The organism is uncultured Paraglaciecola sp., assembly GCF_963977085.1.
Classification (GTDB): domain Bacteria; phylum Pseudomonadota; class Gammaproteobacteria; order Enterobacterales; family Alteromonadaceae; genus Paraglaciecola.
Genome location: NZ_CAXBNC010000001.1, coordinates 48,865 through 66,748 on the forward strand (window position 1 = coordinate 48,865; position 17,884 = coordinate 66,748).

The window sequence follows — 17,884 nt, forward strand, 5'->3', positions numbered from 1 at the left end:
GGAAGGTCAAGATGATAATTAGCGAACTCGCCACTATTACCAAGGTCTCAGCGAAAACCATACGCTACTATGAACAGGTTGGATTATTGTCAGCACCTCTAAGAGCAGACAATGGTTATAGACATTACCAACTAAAAGATGTTGAAACACTGGTTTTTATTCGCCGCTGTAGAGAACTCAATATTACAATTGATGACATTAAACGCCTTGTAGATGTTCAGCATAGTCCCAAAAATTCTTGCGCAGTGGTCGATAATATTATTGCTGAGCAACTTGCCCGCATCCAACAAACCCAACGTGAATTGGCTAAGTTAGAAAAATCCTTAACAACACTCGCCACCTCTTGTAAAAGTCATCAGGTTGAAGATTGTTCTATTTTGCATCAATTAAATGCGCCTTAACATTGCTTGTAATCATTAATCGCAGCCAAGTTATGTAGCGCCTCTCTTTACAGCTAAAGTTGCCCATCCCAAGTGATGAGACGAGCGATACTTTGGTATTCAATGATTATTTGTGAAAAACCGGTAGTACACTATTTGCTATATCAAGCATACTATCTTCTAAGTTTCTTTCATTTTTTCTAAAGTGTAGCCCTATATGGTCTACCCCTGCCTTTTGCATATTTTGCAATTCTTTAATCAGGCCATTTACACCGGTTTTAACGCCAAACCTATGTCTTTCGAGGGGCGCATCATTATCTGTCACTAAATCTAAATGTATAAAGCTGACATAAGGTTTTGAGCCAGCAACATTACGCCACATTGCTACACGCTTTTGGTGATCATCTGGTGTGCCAGGATAAGCTAACCAACCATCTAAGTGACTACCTACCCACTCAGGAGACTGTTGTGCAAGGCCGGCTGCATAAATAGGAAACTTAGCCACTTCAGGGTAAATCTTTTGGTCGCCCTTTAATTTAAAGTTCGAGTGATCTTTTAATACTTCGACCGCCTCTCTAAATAATTGCCCTCTTGCCCCATAATTAACACCAAATAAAGGATACTCAGAAGGTCGGTCGCCACTGGCTACACCCAATATCAGCCGGTCGTTGCTGAGTTGTGCTGTGATATTGGCGGCCTTTTTTACTAACCAAGGTTGCCTTAAAGGTAAGACTATTGCAGCTGTACCCAGTAAGATATTTTCGGTCAAAGCTGCTAAATAGCCTAGATAGGTAAAAGCCTCAAATACTTGAGCGGCATCACCAAAACTTGGCTCATATAGAGGTACGTCGCGAACCCATGCAGTACTGAATCCCAGTTTATCCGCCAACTGTATGCGCGTTTTATGGTGGGCCATGTCAGGTACACCAAAAGGCCTACCTGCCTTTAAGCCTTTGTATTGCCCCTCTTTAGACCAGTCATTATCTAAAGGTAACTCCACGCCTACAGTAAAGCCGCGGGCCTTTAATTTATCGAACGTCATGATAATTTCCTTGATGGGGCACAGCCCCACCCCTTAATATTAGGCTGCTGCACCTTGATCTCGTGAATCAAGAAAACCAGACACTTTTGTTAGAATGATGGCTAAAACAACAATTAAGGCACCAATCCAAGGTGTATCACTTAACTCCATTTCCTCCACTACCACACCACCAATAATTGAACCCAAAGCGATACCCACATTAAAAGCTGCGATATTTAAACCAGAGGCTACGTCAACTGCATTAGGTGTGTACTTTTCAGCGAGTTGCACTACATAAACCTGTAATCCAGGCACATTGCCAAATGCAAAAGCCCCCCATATAAGCACAGTAATGACCGCGGCGATTTGATTACCCGCAGTGAAGGTAAAAGCTAAAAGTACTAAAGCAAGGGCAGTGAAAATGATATGCAGCGCTTTGACTGGCCCCATCTTGTCGGCTAACTTTCCGCCCCAGATATTGCCCACAGCAACAGATACACCATACACAAGCATGATCAATCCTATGGCACTGGACTCAAAGCCTGACACTTCTTCTAAGATCGGCGCTAGGTAAGTAAAGGCTACAAATGTGCCGCCATAACCTACAGCTGTCATGGCATACACCAACAATAACCTTGGTTGGGTCAATACCTTTAACTGTTCAGAAAACTTGGCTGGAGCCGATTGTTTCAAGTTTGAAGGCACCAGAATAGCGCTCCCCATTAAGGCAATGAGACCAAGAATTGAAACAATTAAAAATGTTGCTCTCCACCCCAACTCTTGCCCAATCCATGTACCTAAAGGCACACCTGTAACTAAGGCAACCGTTAAACCGGTAAACATAATAGCAATGGCACTGGCCTCTTTTTCCTTAGGCACTAGGCTAGTTGCAATAGTGGAACCAATGGAGAAAAACACACCATGGGCTAAACCAGTGAAAATTCTCGCCAGAATGAGTGTTTCATAACTAGGCGCCTGCCAAGCTAAAATGTTTCCAGCTACAAAAATAGCCATCAGGCTGATTAATACAGATTTTCTATTCCACCTACCCGTTAAAGCGGTTAATACCGGCGCGCCAATTGCTACGCCTAAAGCGTATAAACTCACTAACAAACCAGCAGAAGGTAACGAAACGGCTAAATCAGTTGCAATGGTTGGCACTAAGCCAACAATTACAAATTCAGTTGTTCCGATAGCGAATGCGCTTAAAGTAAGCGCCCATAGAGCCAATGGCATTTGAACTTCCTCACATAATTAAAGTGAGGCTATTCTTATTGAAAAACAAACTTGCAAAAATAGCATTAATAACAAATTACTTTTGTTAAAAATGTAATAATTAACAATACTTTTGTTGAACTATGACATCTTATTCGTCACTAAATGCTTAGGGGTTGCCTATGATTGTTAAGTCAAAAACTGAGGATCTTGAAATTTTTATCACTGTGGTGGATTGTGGTAGTTTTACAAGCGCTGCAAATTTGTTGGATAACCAAGTCGCCAAAATATCAAGATCAATTGCACGACTTGAGCGTGAGCTTGATGTCACTTTGTTTAATCGAAGTACCAGACGAGTTGAGCTAACAGAAGCAGGACAGCTATTTCTCAACTATGCGAGAAACGCCTTAGAAACCCTGAATCGCGGCGAAGAAGCCCTAAACAACCTAAAAGGCACTCCGAAAGGTAAACTCAGAATTGACGCCGCAAGCCCATTTTTGTTTCATCAAATTATTCCCTACATGGAAGACTTTCAATTGGCCTACCCAGATATCCAAGTAAATTTGATATCAAATGAAAATATTGTGGATCTAATTGAAAAAAAGACCGATGTGGCTATCAGAATTGGGAGATTAGCAGATTCAAATTTATACGCCAAAAATATTGGCAGCAGTAAACTGCATATAGTTGCCAGCCCACGTTATTTTGCCAAATTTAACAAACCCCAAAACCTTGCTGAGTTAAAAGAACATAAGTTGATAGGTTTTGCCGATTCACCGAAACTTAATAATTGGTTTTTAAAACAAGATATCCCTATCACACCCACTATTACCGCCAGTAATGGCGAATCAATTCGGCAACTCGCGTTAAATGGCAATGGTATCGCTATTTTATCTAACTTTATGATAAAAAAAGACTTAGACAGTAAAACCCTCATTGAGGTATTACCTGAAAGTGTGGTTAGCCCTAATCCAAGAGAAGAAGTTAATGCCGTATATTATAAAAACTCTGCAGCTTCATCGCGCATAATGGCCTTTATCAATTTCTATGTAGATAAATTCAGGTTATGAATAATGGTTCAGAAAAGGGAAGCAGATTGATTTGAGGGATTGGTTTATCCAAAGCTCTGGTACCTTAAGATTGCTGCAAAGCAATCCTTCCTGTTCTCACAGCCTGTTTTATTACTTTTACTTCTGGAGCCAGTTTAAACAAGTCTCCATTTAATCCCGTAAGACTTCTTGGCACATGGCTTAATCGTGCTATTTCTGCATTAGCTTGCAGATGTTCGGCTTCTCCGTGAGTGGGCACGGCGATTTGTGGACGTACCCATTCGTACATCTGTTTTAGCTCTTCTTGGCATGGATGACCTGAGGCATGGATAGGGAGTGTTGAGTCATCTGCCATCAAGGTGTATATTTTTCGGGCTTTGTAGGCTTTAAGCAAGTTTTTAATGGGCTCTTCGTTGCCAGGGATCACAATAGAGCTGAATATCACTAGGTCCCCTTCATCTAATGACACATTACGATAGCTGTCTTTAGCCAATTGATTTAATGCAGCTCTAGGCTCACCTTGGCTGCCTGTTGCAACCGCCAAGACTTCCTCCGGCAATAGATACCCAGTATTAAAAGCATCCAGCACAGGCAAATCATCTGGCCAATGCCCGGTTGCCTTAGCAGCGCCAACAGTGTTTTGTAATGAGCGACCAAACAACGCAAAATAACGTCCTGTCTCTTTAGCTATTTTTGCAAGGGTAATCAAACGGGCAATATTACTACTAAAACACCCAACTACCACTCTGCCTTTTGCGTTTAAGACCGCTTGTTTTAACCCCAAATAACATTGCTGCTCAGACACAGAATGACCTTCCCGATTGGCATTGGTTGAGTCACAGATCATGGCCAATATGTTTTGCTTTGCCAATAATTTAAAAGAATGGGCATCGAAAGGTTTATCAGTCACAGGCGCTAAGTCAATTTTCCAATCCGCGGTATGAAAAACATTGCCGGCAGGCGTTCTGATCACAAAAGCATGGGGCTCAGGGAGTGAATGGGTAATCAGCATCCATTCAACATTAAACACACCAATATCAACACGCTTTCCACTGCTTATTTCGATGATAGGAATGTTGTCACCTTGACCATCACGGGCAAGCTTACGCCGCAATATTTCTGCCGTGTACTTTGTGGTGTAAACGGGGCATTTAAAGCGCCGCCATAAATAGGGCAATGCACCCAAATGATCTTCATGGGCATGGGTGATCACTATACCCGCTAGTTGTTCTTTACGCTGACTGATAAACAAAGGGTCAGCCGCCACAACATCATGTTTATGTAACCCAGCATTGTTTGCTTCAGCTTGGGCGCAAAGAGGACTATTAAAAGTGATACCACAATCCATCATCAACCATTGCCCAGCATGACCATACAAGTTCATATTCATGCCTATTTCACCGGTTCCACCTAGTGGCAGAAACCAAAGATCTTTATCGCTGGGTGTGAGTGACTGAATAGTTAATTCCCAAAATAAAGTGCGAAATCAAAAAGGACGTTCTGTTAGAAGCGCGACAAAAGCGGAGTGTTTACTCAGAAACAAAGCCCGCTAAATCCTCTCCTAAGCTAACAATTGGCTTTTCAACTATGCGTCCCAGTTCATTTTCACCTTGCATCAGGATAATAGTAGGAGAGTATTTTAAAGCATGCAGTTCATGTAAATTAGAGGGCTCTTGTTTGCTGTAATTGACACCGTGTAGCGACAAATTTTGCAACTCGACCCCAGACAAATCTAATAACTTCAATAGTCTTGGCACTTCTCGCTCACTATCGTGGCACCATGTGCCAAACAGTACGATCAAAGATTTTCCTGATAAAGACTTAACAGCGGCAATTTCTGCTGAGCTAGGTTGGTATTGTTGGTACCCAGAGCGAAATTGCGGGTACTCTGCAATTAGCTGGCTGGCTGAAATTACACCGGTAAAAGGCTCAGATTTTGCCGAAGGCTGTTCTGTCGAACCGCACCCAACAGACACAATGACCAAGACAGCCAACAAAAATGACTTCATATAAATATCCTTGTATTTTTGAAGGCACTAGACTACCTAAGAATGGCATAAATAAGAATATAAAAAATTCAATTACCCCCTTGTAATTGAATCCCTTGATTTTTAATTATTTTACTTCTTAATTTACTCGCGCGGTATTAAAGACTAGTGACTTTTCATCACGTTGAGCATCCACTGAATACCAAATTTGTCTGTCAACATGCCAAAACGCGCATCCCAAAATGTGTGCTGTAGCGGCATTATTACTGAACCATTCTCTGACAGTTTTTCGAACAACACTGTTTGTTCATCAACAGAATCCAATTGCACATTCAAATGGATATTATTCCCCATTGCAAAATCGCCCCCAACTTGACCGTCAGAAGCCATAAAAAATAAGCCATCACTTTTAAATTCGCCGTGCATTACCTTATCTTTTGACTGTTGTGGCATATCGTCGACCTTAGCATCGGCAAACGTTTGAATAGATACTTCTGCACCTCCAAAACAACTTTGATAAAAATGTAAAGCATCATGGCACTGGCCATTAAAGTTAAGATAAGGAACTAACTGTTTCATTGTATTTCTGCCTGCTATTTGTGTGATTAATGGCTGTGGGACTCATCAAGCATGCGAACTTCACCTGGCTTGGAAAAATAGTCCTGACCGCTAGATTTTAGTTGGTTGGGAATGTCTGTAGGTACGTGGATCCCAATCGTTTTTTTAACGTTAAGAATATCCGTTAAGATATCCCTACCCTCGGCTGAAAAATAGAACCAATAGGGTGGTAATGCAGTATCACTCATTCGCTTTTGCCAATGATCTTTATACAAAAGGTAGTGATCATCATTTGGATCGGCATCGCCCATATGCATAACAGTGACAGACGAATCGTGATTTTTTAACGTCACTCTAAAAACCAAGTTTTCAACCTTTGCTCGACTAGGCCAACCAGCATGAGGAATGCGCACGGCTTCAATCACTAACCCAGCTATTTCAAGGGTTATTGGTGGTTGCTTAAATGCCAATTTAATACTGGTGACTTGAGGGCCTATTGAGTCTGCCCCCTGTAATGCCATGAGTTCTGTCACCGCCTGTTCAGGCGCAATTAATTGGGTAGTCGGGAATTGCTGCAAATATAGTAATAGATCGTCCGCGGCAAAATGGTCGCCATGGGCGTGACTAATAACAATAGCAGTGAGATTGTCAAAAGGAGGCGTTCCACTAAAAATGGCTTGTTTGATGTCTTCTGGCACCAACTGATATGTTCCAAAAGCTTGATGAAAAAATGGGTCGAACAACACTTTGTAGTCACCCTTAGTAATCAATACGGCTTCATTTGCTACGTAGGTTATAGACTGTTGATGTGCCAAAACTAAGGATTGGCTACAGATAATGCTCCACACTAAGAAAAACAATTGTTTCATTCATTATCCTTTTAAACGGTTTTTGCATTCGGTGACTCAGTTTCCCTATACAACTGCTGCATGTGTTTTTGCAAAGTAATAAGGCAACGATTAGCTTGCTGCAGGTTATCTGAATCTATATGCTGTTCCACTAAAATTGCACAATCGCTGAGTTCTTGAAAGCCATAACTTCCCGCTGAGCCTTTCAATTTATGCATAAGCGATTTAACTTGTATCCAGTTTTGTTGTTCCATTGCACTTTGTATCGCAACTAGTTTGTCTTTAAAACTCACACGATAATTTTGTATTAATTGTGCAAATTCAGAGCCTGTGTTGCGGTCTTGATTGTTGTAAAAATTAATGCCGCTAGCCTGATAGTTTGTTTCATCCCCTATTGTTTTACCTAAGTACTTTGCCAACATGATATAGAAACGGCGACTATCAATAGGCTTTGGAAAATGTGCTGTTGCTCCTGCTGCCAACATTTTGTCTTTACTATTTGCGTCTACGTTGGCTGTGAGCATAATAATTGGCCTATCAAAGCCCCTTTGTTTTAAAATAGTGGTGGCTTGCAAACCATCCATTTCAGGCATTTGCATGTCCATCAAAATTAAATCGAATGGCGTATTTGCTGCTACACCTAATGCCTGCTTCCCGTCTTCAACAAGAGTCAGTTGCGCCCCTGTTTTAGCCACCAAATACGCCACTAATTGACGATTATCTTCGTTATCGTCGGCGCACAATATATGCCCAGTTAATTCAGGTATCTCTAGATTGGGTTTAGCGCCTGTACTCAATACTGCATCAGCCTGACTCTGATTAATCATGACCTGTTTATTTGATGCCGCTATATAAGGCATATACACGGCAAACTGACTTCCGTGCCCTTCTTGACTAGTGACTTTGATATGTCCACCAAGCATTTCTGTTAACTGCTTACTGATATACAAACCTAAACCTGTGCCGCCATATTTTCGGCTAGTCGATTGGTTACCCTGTGAAAAAGCAGTAAATAAACGCAATTGTTGCGCATCACTCATACCAGGACCCGTATCAGATACCACAAAAATAAAACGTTGCCTAAAAGTATCCCAATGAACCTGTAAATCAACTTGACCTTGATGAGTGAACTTAATCGCGTTATTGCACAAATTCAGCAAAATTTGTTTCAGTCGGGTGGGGTCTGATGTAAATTCGTATGGCAGAGGAAAGTTAAGCTTGAGGTTAAAAGCAAGGTGCTTTTCTTTAGCAAAACCTTCCATGTAAGCGCTCACTTCTTGCAGTAAACCAACTAAGTTGATGTCGGCTTTTTCTAATTGAATCTTACCCGCTTCAATTTTTGATAAATCTAAGACATCATTCACTATGTTGAGTAAATATTGCCCGCCATTATGCACCGCCAAGATAGCTTTGGTTTTCGCATCCTCACTGGCATGCACATCACTAAGAATTTCTGAATAACCAATAATAGAATTAAGTGGAGTACGGATTTCGTGGCTAACATTAGCCAAAAAGCGGCTTTTAGCTTCTGTTGCCGATGCCGCAAGATGTTGTTCTTTTTGCGCAATTTCTACCTGATATTTAATCGTATTGGTTTGACGTATTTCTTCAGCTTGGTCTTTTATTTTCTGCTCACGCTCCATTACTGCGCTTTGCATACTGCTGAATTCTCGGGCCAATTCACCCAACTCACTTTTTTCCGAAACCTCGATTGGGTCAGTATAACTGCCACTTGCTACCAATTTAGCAGCTTGTAATAAACGCCCCACTGGCCGGGTAATACTGCGAGCAATAAAAAATGAACCTAACAAGGCGAGTAATATCCCCACCATAAAAAAGGGCAATAATTCCAACATAAAGGTATTGCGAGTTTTTAGCCATTCACGTATTGAGTCTTGTAACAACACGACGAAATACTGCTGTTGATTATTAAATATACTAAAGGGCAAGGCGACCCAATCTTCTGAGCCCATCACATGCATATCAACTGTTGCGCCTTGAGTAACAAAACGCTCTGTCACTTGCTTTAGCTCTTGCTGCACAGCGGCACTATTAGTCTGGGTCGACAAAAGTACCTCATTTTGGTTATTACCTACCACCAGCATGTTAATGTCCAAGGAAATCAGGCTCTTTATTCTATTTAGAAAAGTAAGATTCAACTTCTTGCCCATCAACAACCAACCAATAGTGGCTGGCGCCTTAATTGGCTTAGCTGCCATCAAAAAAGGTTCGTTTCCAACCATGGCAATCCATGGATTATTTTGCTGTTTGTCATCTAAATCTGCAGCTAAAAACCGCTCAACAGTGAGATCTTCCCCACCATATTGGGCGATTAACATAAAACTTTTATCTAACACCAGAGCAATATCCGCATTTATGCGTTTACCATGATTAAACAACACACTTTTGATTGACTTGGTGTCTTCACCTTGACCTATTGCACTGCGCAGCGCCCAGTCTTTAGCGATAGTTTCTACACTTGAATCCAGATGCTGTTTGGCAATAACCACTTCATTCATAAACACATTTTTGCCGACGTTTAAACGAGCAACAAATTCACGTTCGGCTTGATTATAGGCAGCCTGATAGATACTCACTAAGGTCAAAGCAAACACCAAAGTAAATAAGCTCACTACCAGCAAAAATATCTTTCTTTGCAGTGGTGTCCAAATCAGCTGCTTACCTTTTTGTAGGTGCGATTTCACATATAATTCCTATGCCACGAGAGAAGCGCCAACTTGAAAGGATGAAAGACCACTGCCCCGCAACTTTTACCCATTAACAAACCAAAGCTGAGGCTAGCACGTTTAGCTGATTTTTCGTATTGAGTCATTTCACACTTGATTATAAAACTTGGTAAGCCTCAAATATTCACGTTTTTATCACTTTTGCCGTATTAGAAATCACCGCTCATTTTGAAGTTCGTTTCCAGTATAAAAAACTACCAATAACAAAATTGCCTTCTATGCTTAATTTGTTTCTATAAAACATGGATAGCTATATGAACATAGTCAATTTTACAACCAACACTTCACAGTGGAGTTTGGTAATTCATAAGGTCAGTCAAACATCAGTGGAACTTTGGGCCGGCACTCTGTTTGGTACATTGCGAAAACCCAAACTTGCTAGATTAATTGTGAGCTTAGAAGGTAATGAAGTCAGGCGAGAAGATATCACCCTTAAACAATGGCAACGCCCCTTCAACGGCTTAAGCCAACGCTTTTACGACACCCGTTTAGCCTCTGGCCTTCTAGCTGGGAAAAACTACAAAGTAGATTTTTACCAGCGCTTAGAGGGAGAGGAACATCAGGGATTAGACCAATGGCAATTGTTACGTAGTGGAACCTTTACAACTTTACCTGCAGCGCTACCTACACATAAAAATAAGGCCTTCACTGTGGCGCTGAGTAGCTGTTTTTATGAGCATCGCGATTGTGGTCAGGCAGCTCGAGCTTTTAAAGCGCTGTACGAGCGTGGCGAAGAGTCAGTTAAGCCAGATATTAAATTTATGGTGGGCGATCAGGTGTATTTGGATATAGGTCTTGACTCTCTATCACCGCTGACCAATGAGGTTCGTCAAAGAGTGGCGGAAGACTATGCCAAACATTGGCAAGCTTTGGGCAGCATTTTAGCACGTGGCGGAGCTTGGATGCTGCCAGATGATCACGAATTTTGGAATGATTACCCGTTTTACGACAGCTTATTACCTACCTTGTTTATGTTAAAAATAAACAAAATTCGCAATGCTTGGAAAGCGGCTTCCCGAGATGGCGTTTTAAAAGTGCAGCAAAGTAGTAAGGTCGATACCTTTGAAATTGGTAGTGACCTGTCATTTTGCATAGCTGATTTACGATCTTATCGCAGTAAAACACAATTTATCGATAAACAAGGCTTTGATAAAATGCTTAGCTGGGCGCAAGGGCTGAATAAACCTGGGGTGTTGGTGATTCCGCAAGTATTACTAGCTGAAAAAAACAAGTTGGAACGCAATTTATTGAGTTTCAAAAAGCAATATTCAGAGTTGCTTATTGCCATGGCCAGTTCAGGACATGACATAGTAGTGATGTCAGGTGACGTGCATTTTGGGCGTATTGCTCAGGTAAAAATGGGGGCAAACGGCGGTAAGTTGATTGAGGTAGTGTCGTCGCCTATGTCAAATTTAACAGGGTTAAATAGCCTAGCTTCAGATAAAGCTAAAACCACACCTAAACTCTTTCCCGACCCAGCCACCATAGAGATAGCTGGATTTGAAGCACAAGCTGTGCAATACGACAAAAACTTTAATGTGCATACCAAAAAAGGCTACCCATTATCGGCCTATTGGAAAGAACGCACCCGTGAACATTTTATGACGGTAAGTTTTCATAAAAATACTGCAAGTGTAGGCATGTCAGTGCAAGCGTGGCGAATTCGTCAGCAAGATAAAGAGCGACTCCCTGTAAAAGACTTTAAACAAGCTTTTACGATTACCTTAAAATGAAAAGTTATAATGAATAGGACGTGTTTAGCGAAAGATTTATCGTTACAATACGTTCTATACCTCGTTGCTTGTACTTCCTCGCATACTCGTTAATTTCGTTCCGTTTTTATCAATAATTTAAGGACCCCATGTTATGCGCTTTATTACGCCTAGCCATTTACTTTTTCTATCATTTATATTTTTGGCAGGGTGCTCTGAGCAAGAGTCACAAACTCAACAAAGGCCAGCGCCAGAAGTTGATGTGAGTTCCCCTATTCAAACTGTTATTACTCAGTGGGATGAATACACCGGAAGATTTGCCGCAGTTAACCATGTGGAAATACGTGCACGAGTGAGTGGATATTTACAACAAACCAATTTTAAAGACGGTCAAGCAGTCAAAAAAGGCGACGTATTGTATGTAATAGACCAACGTTCATTCAAAATTGCCCTTAAAAGCGCGGAATCAAGATTCGCTTTGGCCAAAAAAGAGCTGGAAAGAGGCAAAGACTTACGTAGCAAAAATTCACTGTCGCAGGAAGAAGTTGATCGTAGGATCAATGAATACGATCTCGCTTGGGCGGCCCTTGAAAATGCCAAACTGGATATGGAGTTCACTGAAGTTAAGTCACCTATAGATGGAGTCGTTTCTAGGGACTTCGTGAATATAGGTAACCTTGTTACTGGCGGAGCGTCAGGAGCAACCTTGCTGACTACAGTTGTATCAGTGGATCCTATCCACTTCTATTTTGATGCGGGAGAAAGAGATCTTTTAAAATATATCCGCCTGAGTCAATCAGATAAACGTGAAAGCTCACGTACTAAATCCAATCCAGTACAAGTACGCTTACAAGATGAAGAGGAATTTAGTCATTTAGGTGTCATGGATTTTGTTGATAATCAAATAGACGCAGGTACAGGTACTATTCAAGGTAGAGCGATTTTAGATAATCCTGGAGGGTTTATTTTACCGGGCTTTTTTGGTCGTATGCGTTTGTTATCCCAAGAAAATGTATCAGTTATCTTAGTACCAGATACGAGTGTCGGCACAGATCAGTCACGTAAATTTGTGTATGTAGTGAATAGTGAAAATAAAATTGAGAGAAAATTTGTCTCATTAGGTGAATTACACACGCAAGAGTTACGTATTATTAGTGACGGTTTAACCCCAAAAGATAATGTAATAGTGAATGGCATGATGCGAGCTAGACCCGGTGCTTTAGTGACACCAAAACATGTCGACCTTTCTAGCCAATACAGCTACTAACTGGGAATAGCCAAATGAATTTTTCTCAGTTTTTTATCTCTCGGCCTAAGTTTGCCTCTGTTTTAGCTATTATTGTGCTGATTATTGGTAGCCTTGCCTACCAAATATTGCCCATCGAACAATACCCACAAGTTGCCCCGCCAACTATACAAGTAACCGCTTCCTATCCCGGTGCCAATGCGGAAATAGCTGCACAAACGGTGGCCACTCCATTAGAGCAACAGATAAATGGCGTGGAAAACATGCTGTATATCTCATCACAATCTACTGCAGACGGTAATGTCACTATTACCGTGACATTTAAATTAGGTACCGATTTAGACACGGCTCAAGTGCAAGTGCAAAACCGTGTTGCCATTGCGGAACCACGCCTACCAGAACCGGTTCGACGCATTGGTGTCACCACTATTAAAAACTCACCAGATTTAATGTTAGTAGTGAATATGTTTTCGCCAAATGGCACTTATGATCAAACCTACATTGCGAACTATGTGACCTTACAAATACGTGACCAATTGGCTCGAGTACAAGGTGTAGGTAACATTTTAGTATTTGGAGCCAGTCAGTATTCTATGCGAGTTTGGTTAGATCCAGATCGTATCGCTTCTATCGACATGACCGCAGGAGAAGTGATTAGCGCATTACAAGGTCAAAATATCCAAGTGGCCAGTGGTACCTTAAATAAATCACCTATCACTCAAGGTCAAACTGCATTTGAATTAAGTGTACAAACTCAAGGTCGGCTTATTGAGCCGGAACAGTTTAACAACGTCATTATCAAAAATAATAACGGTAAAATTGTTCGCTTTAAAGACGTAGGTAGAGTTGAGCTAGGCGCCGAGAGTTACGCCACTAGAGGTTATTTAGGTGATAAAAAAGCCGTAGCCATGCCCATTTTTCAACGCCCGGGTACTAACGCCTTAGAAACCGCAGCCACTATTCGTAGCATTATGGAAGAATTATCAGCCAACTTCCCACCTGATTTAGCCTACGACATTGCCTACAACCCTACTGAGTTTATTAGTCAATCTATTGATGCGGTTGAAATCACTATCTATGAAGCCATAGGTTTAGTGGTCTTGGTAATACTGGTATTTTTACAAAATTGGCGAGCCGCGATTATTCCCATCATCGCCATTCCAGTCTCCTTAATCGGTACCTTTGCAATAATGAGTGCACTAGGATTTTCGCTGAATAACTTGACCCTATTTGGTTTAGTGTTAGCCATTGGCATAGTAGTAGATGACGCCATAGTGGTAGTTGAAAACATGGAACGACTGCTAGCCGAAGGACAAAAACCCATACAAGCTGCCAGAGAAACCATGCGCGAAGTAGGTGGTGCAGTCATGGCAATTGGTTTGGTTTTAGTCGCAGTATTTTTGCCAACGGCATTTGTTGGAGGTATTTCAGGGCAATTCTATAGCCAATTTGGTATCACTATAGCCGTAGCCACCATTATTTCTGTGGCGGTATCCTTAATCTTAAGTCCCGCTCTATCTGCTGTGTTGCTTAAACCCCATAAGCCAGCAACAAATAAACCGAGTTTGTTAACGCGACTAGGCAATGCGTTTAACCGCTTGATGGACAAAACGTCTCAGTTATACGGAAGGTTAACAACCAAACTAATTCGACTAGGTGCGCTGATGTCTTTCGTCTATGTAGGGCTAATGGTTTTGGCAGGGTATTTATTCACTTCTGTACCCCAAGGCTTTATTCCGGCGCAAGATCAAGGCTACCTAATTGTTAGTATTCAATTGCCTGCAGGGTCGTCTTTATCCCGTACCGACGACGTCGTAAAAGACGCGGTAGGCAGGTTATTAAAAATTGACGGAATTCGAACATCGGTGGGTTTTGCTGGGTTTTCTGGCGCAACTTTTACTAATGCTTCTAACTCTGCGGCCATATTCACTATGATGGACTATTTTGAAGATCGCTCTGCTAAAGGTTTAACTTTCGAGCAAATTTTAGCTGAAGTACGCAAGCAAATGTCGCAAATCAAAGAAGCCTTTGTGGTGGTCATTCCTCCTCCATCTGTCCGTGGTATTGGTAATGGTGGTGGCTTTAAAATGATGATTGAAGACAGAGCCGGTCGTGGCCTTCCTGTGTTGGAACAAGCCATGTGGCAATTAGCAGGCGCAGCGAATCAAGCGCCTGCAACACAAGCTGTATTTAGTTTGTTTGAAACCAACACTCCACAACTCTATGTGGATATAGACAGAGAGCGCGTTGAACGTTTAGGGGTGCCAGTATCAGAGGTGTTTAGCGCGTTAGAGATCTATTTAGGCAGTGCCTTTGTAAATGATTTCAGTTACTTAGGAAGAACCTTTAGAGTAACAGCACAAGCTGACTCACCTTTTAGAATGACACCAGATGACATTGGCCGCATTCGTGTTAAAAACTCTTCTGGTGATATGGTGCCGCTGAGTTCGGTGGTGACTTTTAAGTATCAATCTGGCCCCTCTCGTGTACCTAGATATAATTTATATCCCGCCGCAGACTTATTAGGTAGCACATCTCCAGGCTTCAGTTCAGGTGAAGCCATTGCTAGCATGGAAAAACTCGCAGCAGAAATACTCCCTGAAGGAATAGGATTTGAGTGGACAGAATTAGCCTACCAACAACAAATAGCCGGTAACTCGGCGATCATTGCTTTTATCATGGCCGTGGTATTTGTGTTTTTGTTATTAGTAGCGTTATACGAAAGCTGGACTTTACCCTTGGCGGTTATATTAATTGTACCTATGTGTTTGCTTAGTGCGATTACAGGCGTTTGGATAATGGGTATGGATAATAATATTCTGACTCAAGTGGGCTTGATAGTTTTAGTAGGGCTTGCAAGTAAAAATGCGATTTTAATTGTTGAGTTTGCCCGACATCTAGAGCAACAAGGCAGCCCACTTTACGAGGCCGCTGTTGAAGCTGCAAAACTAAGGCTACGCCCTATTCTTATGACTTCTTTCGCCTTTATCCTAGGTGTTATTCCGCTTGCTATTGCCACTGGTGCCGGTGCTGAAATGCGACAGGCGTTAGGAGTCACAGTGTTTAGTGGCATGTTAGGTGTGACTTTCTTTGGATTAATATTCACGCCAGTTTTTTACGTACTCTGTCGAAAACTGTCTATGTTAGTCAAGGGACAAAAGCTTGATGAAAAGGGTTGTGTACCGGTAAAAGTCGCTGAGTAAAATATTGCTATCAAGGTAAAAAGTGGCTGTAGCCAACAGCCACTTTTTATTTGTTATTGTTGAGTAAGCGCATCATTCTGGCACTTGCCAGATAAAGAACGACAATCAACAACATCTGGGAAACGACTATTTAGCAAATTATTGAACCAATCCACAAATCGCACACCATCAACTTCTGTCGAATAAAAATGTTTAAAGCGTAAAATAGTATGTACGTCACCTCTTGCCAAATAATAACTTAAAGGTGCAACCTGACTACGTAAGGACTTGTATGTTTGACCAATAGCATCAACAAGCACGTCAGTGTCTCCCAGCATTTTTTTAAACATAACCTGGACTTTATCTTCAGCGCTATCATAAAGCGCAAAATTGATCTTAGAATGATGTTTGTCTTCAACACCATAAAACGAATAAAAACTAGTCATTTCCTTCTGAAAACCAGCGTATTTATTTATATCTAAAGGAGTATAAACCGACCATTGTTCTAGAATTTTTGGCACTTGGTTGGAACGATAACCTGCCGCACCGTCAGCAAAGCTAAGTACATCCGCATTAGGAAACATGGTAGCCGCACGCCCAGCATATATTGGTGCTGCCAAAGCGCCGGCGCTAGCCCCTGCAATCACCACTTTTTCTGGTGACATATTGTCCTCGACCCATTGCAACACAGCTTGACTGTTTGCCGCACCCGCATGTTTTATTTCGAATTCATGTTTATCAGCGGTGACATATTTACGTTGTGCTGAGCCTAAATGCACATCACCTGTACAATAAGGGGCAAAAACCATGCTCCAATCTTTAACAGGGTTTTCGGGGTTATCTAAGTCGAAAATGCCGTTATGCTGGCTAGGATCATTATGTGCAAGGTCAGCTCTAGGTACAAACGCTTTTCTTTCTGCTCGGACGTCACAGGTTTGTGCATTCCAACACGCCCCACCACCGTTAAAAAAAACAAAAAGTTTGTCTGTTTTACCTGGCTTAACATGAAATTTATATGGACTACCATCAGAACACTGCGTATCCCCACCTGGCTCAACTACCTGCCAAGTAGAACCAGCGTTAGTCTTGGTTGTTTGGTCCAAAATCTCAGCAGAAAAAGCAGACTGACTAAATAAAGACAAAGTCAAATAGCCACTACTTAATAGCACTATTCGTCGAAAGTTTAGTAAAAACATATTAGGATTCCCATTCATCATGTTCAATTCGTTGTTCAGCAAAAAAAATATCAATTTTATCCAGAGCTAAATACAGTCCATCTCGTTCATTTTTTGTCAGGCAAGACTCGATTTCTTCGGCAAACCGTTTACGTTCAGGTGACAAGGCATCGTGAGTATCAGCACCTTTCTGTGTCAAAGCGACAAGTTGAGTCCGACGATCCCGTTTTGAGCGTCTCACATCAATAACCCCAACTTTTTTTAAATGTTTTACGGCACGAGAAATAGTCGTGGAATCTATGCCAATTTCATTGGCTAACTCCTTATTAGTTTTTGGCCCTGTGGCAGCAAGAAAGGCTAAAATTCTCCAGTCTCGCATACTGACGGAGATACCGTTAACCTCAACTTTACCGCGAAATGCAAGATCCCGGGTCAGTTTAAAAACACGGTATGGCAAATATTCCGCCAAATTAAGAGGTTTTCTGACCATCAGATCTTTAGGTAGCTTTCTCTGTGGTGAATTAATTTTTACGAGATTCGACATAATAGTACCCTCCAGATAATAGCGAGACACAGAAAGTATTTCGTATTTTGTAAATATCAATCATAGATAGACACAAGGCCTTCCGGCACATCTAGGCTCATATCATTTCAACGTGATGAAAATATACACAGCAAAAGCATACAATTAAATGTAATTGCACTCAATAACAAACTATTGCAATATATTTAACACAATGTAACCAAAACATTAAATTAAATA

At 41.4% G+C, this 17,884-nt stretch carries 14 protein-coding genes; 5 read left to right on the forward strand and 9 right to left on the reverse strand.

What is annotated here, in order from left to right; all coding sequences use genetic code 11:
- The first annotated feature begins 11 nt into the window (after window positions 1-11).
- Entirely contained in the window at window positions 12-401 is a 390-nt protein-coding gene (locus AAC000_RS00190) for a Cd(II)/Pb(II)-responsive transcriptional regulator (protein WP_339718984.1), read from the forward strand.
- 106 nt (window positions 402-507) lie between these two features.
- On the opposite strand, the gene AAC000_RS00195 is transcribed toward AAC000_RS00190, so the two are convergent.
- Together AAC000_RS00195 and AAC000_RS00200 are read right to left on the reverse strand one after the other, a co-directional pair.
- Complete coding sequence (locus AAC000_RS00195) at window positions 508-1,422, reverse strand: TIGR03571 family LLM class oxidoreductase (RefSeq protein WP_339718986.1); 915 nt, start codon at window positions 1,420-1,422, stop codon at window positions 508-510.
- A 39-nt stretch (window positions 1,423-1,461) separates the two neighbouring features.
- Window positions 1,462-2,637: an MFS transporter gene (locus AAC000_RS00200; RefSeq protein WP_339718988.1), complete on the reverse strand. Its 1,176-nt coding sequence runs from the start codon at window positions 2,635-2,637 to the stop codon at window positions 1,462-1,464.
- A gap of 161 nt (window positions 2,638-2,798) precedes the next feature.
- On the opposite strand from AAC000_RS00200, the gene AAC000_RS00205 reads away from it, so the two are divergent.
- Window positions 2,799-3,686 (forward strand): LysR family transcriptional regulator, encoded by an 888-nt coding sequence (locus AAC000_RS00205; protein ID WP_339718990.1) that lies wholly within the window; start codon window positions 2,799-2,801, stop codon window positions 3,684-3,686.
- 64 nt (window positions 3,687-3,750) lie between these two features.
- Here the strand turns inward: AAC000_RS00205 and AAC000_RS00210 are convergent, their stop codons facing one another.
- The 5 genes from AAC000_RS00210 to AAC000_RS00230 all read right to left on the reverse strand — a co-directional run bounded on the left by AAC000_RS00210 (window position 3,751) and on the right by AAC000_RS00230 (window position 9,764).
- Window positions 3,751-5,049 carry a ribonuclease J gene (locus AAC000_RS00210; RefSeq protein ID WP_339719801.1) on the reverse strand — a complete coding sequence of 433 codons (1,299 nt, stop codon included), beginning with the start codon at window positions 5,047-5,049 and terminating at the stop codon, window positions 3,751-3,753.
- A gap of 145 nt (window positions 5,050-5,194) precedes the next feature.
- Window positions 5,195-5,674 (reverse strand): thioredoxin, encoded by a 480-nt coding sequence (locus tag AAC000_RS00215; protein WP_339718992.1) that lies wholly within the window; start codon window positions 5,672-5,674, stop codon window positions 5,195-5,197.
- A 144-nt stretch (window positions 5,675-5,818) separates the two neighbouring features.
- Window positions 5,819-6,232 (reverse strand): VOC family protein, encoded by a 414-nt coding sequence (locus tag AAC000_RS00220; RefSeq protein WP_339718994.1) that lies wholly within the window; start codon window positions 6,230-6,232, stop codon window positions 5,819-5,821.
- Between the two features lie 26 nt (window positions 6,233-6,258).
- The gene (locus AAC000_RS00225; RefSeq protein ID WP_339718996.1) at window positions 6,259-7,080 is read right to left on the reverse strand and encodes an MBL fold metallo-hydrolase; all 822 of its coding nucleotides are present in this window, start codon (window positions 7,078-7,080) and stop codon (window positions 6,259-6,261) included.
- Between the two features lie 11 nt (window positions 7,081-7,091).
- Window positions 7,092-9,764, reverse strand: coding sequence for an ATP-binding protein (locus AAC000_RS00230; RefSeq protein ID WP_339718998.1), 2,673 nt, complete (start codon window positions 9,762-9,764; stop codon window positions 7,092-7,094).
- A 296-nt stretch (window positions 9,765-10,060) separates the two neighbouring features.
- On the opposite strand from AAC000_RS00230, the gene AAC000_RS00235 reads away from it, so the two are divergent.
- The 3 genes from AAC000_RS00235 to AAC000_RS00245 all read left to right on the forward strand — a co-directional run bounded on the left by AAC000_RS00235 (window position 10,061) and on the right by AAC000_RS00245 (window position 15,967).
- Window positions 10,061-11,539 carry a hypothetical protein gene (locus tag AAC000_RS00235; RefSeq protein WP_339719000.1) on the forward strand — a complete coding sequence of 493 codons (1,479 nt, stop codon included), beginning with the start codon at window positions 10,061-10,063 and terminating at the stop codon, window positions 11,537-11,539.
- A gap of 133 nt (window positions 11,540-11,672) precedes the next feature.
- The gene (locus AAC000_RS00240; RefSeq protein WP_339719002.1) at window positions 11,673-12,785 is read left to right on the forward strand and encodes an efflux RND transporter periplasmic adaptor subunit; all 1,113 of its coding nucleotides are present in this window, start codon (window positions 11,673-11,675) and stop codon (window positions 12,783-12,785) included.
- Window positions 12,786-12,799: 14 nt separating this feature from the next.
- Entirely contained in the window at window positions 12,800-15,967 is a 3,168-nt protein-coding gene (locus tag AAC000_RS00245; RefSeq protein ID WP_339719004.1) for a multidrug efflux RND transporter permease subunit, read from the forward strand.
- Between the two features lie 53 nt (window positions 15,968-16,020).
- Here the strand turns inward: AAC000_RS00245 and AAC000_RS00250 are convergent, their stop codons facing one another.
- Together AAC000_RS00250 and AAC000_RS00255 are read right to left on the reverse strand one after the other, a co-directional pair.
- A complete protein-coding gene (locus AAC000_RS00250) occupies window positions 16,021-17,142 on the reverse strand; it encodes a pectin acetylesterase-family hydrolase (RefSeq protein ID WP_339719006.1) in 1,122 nt (373 codons plus the stop codon).
- A gap of 1 nt (window position 17,143) precedes the next feature.
- Window positions 17,144-17,665 carry a MarR family transcriptional regulator gene (locus AAC000_RS00255; RefSeq protein WP_339719008.1) on the reverse strand — a complete coding sequence of 174 codons (522 nt, stop codon included), beginning with the start codon at window positions 17,663-17,665 and terminating at the stop codon, window positions 17,144-17,146.
- Window positions 17,666-17,884 lie beyond the last annotated feature (219 nt).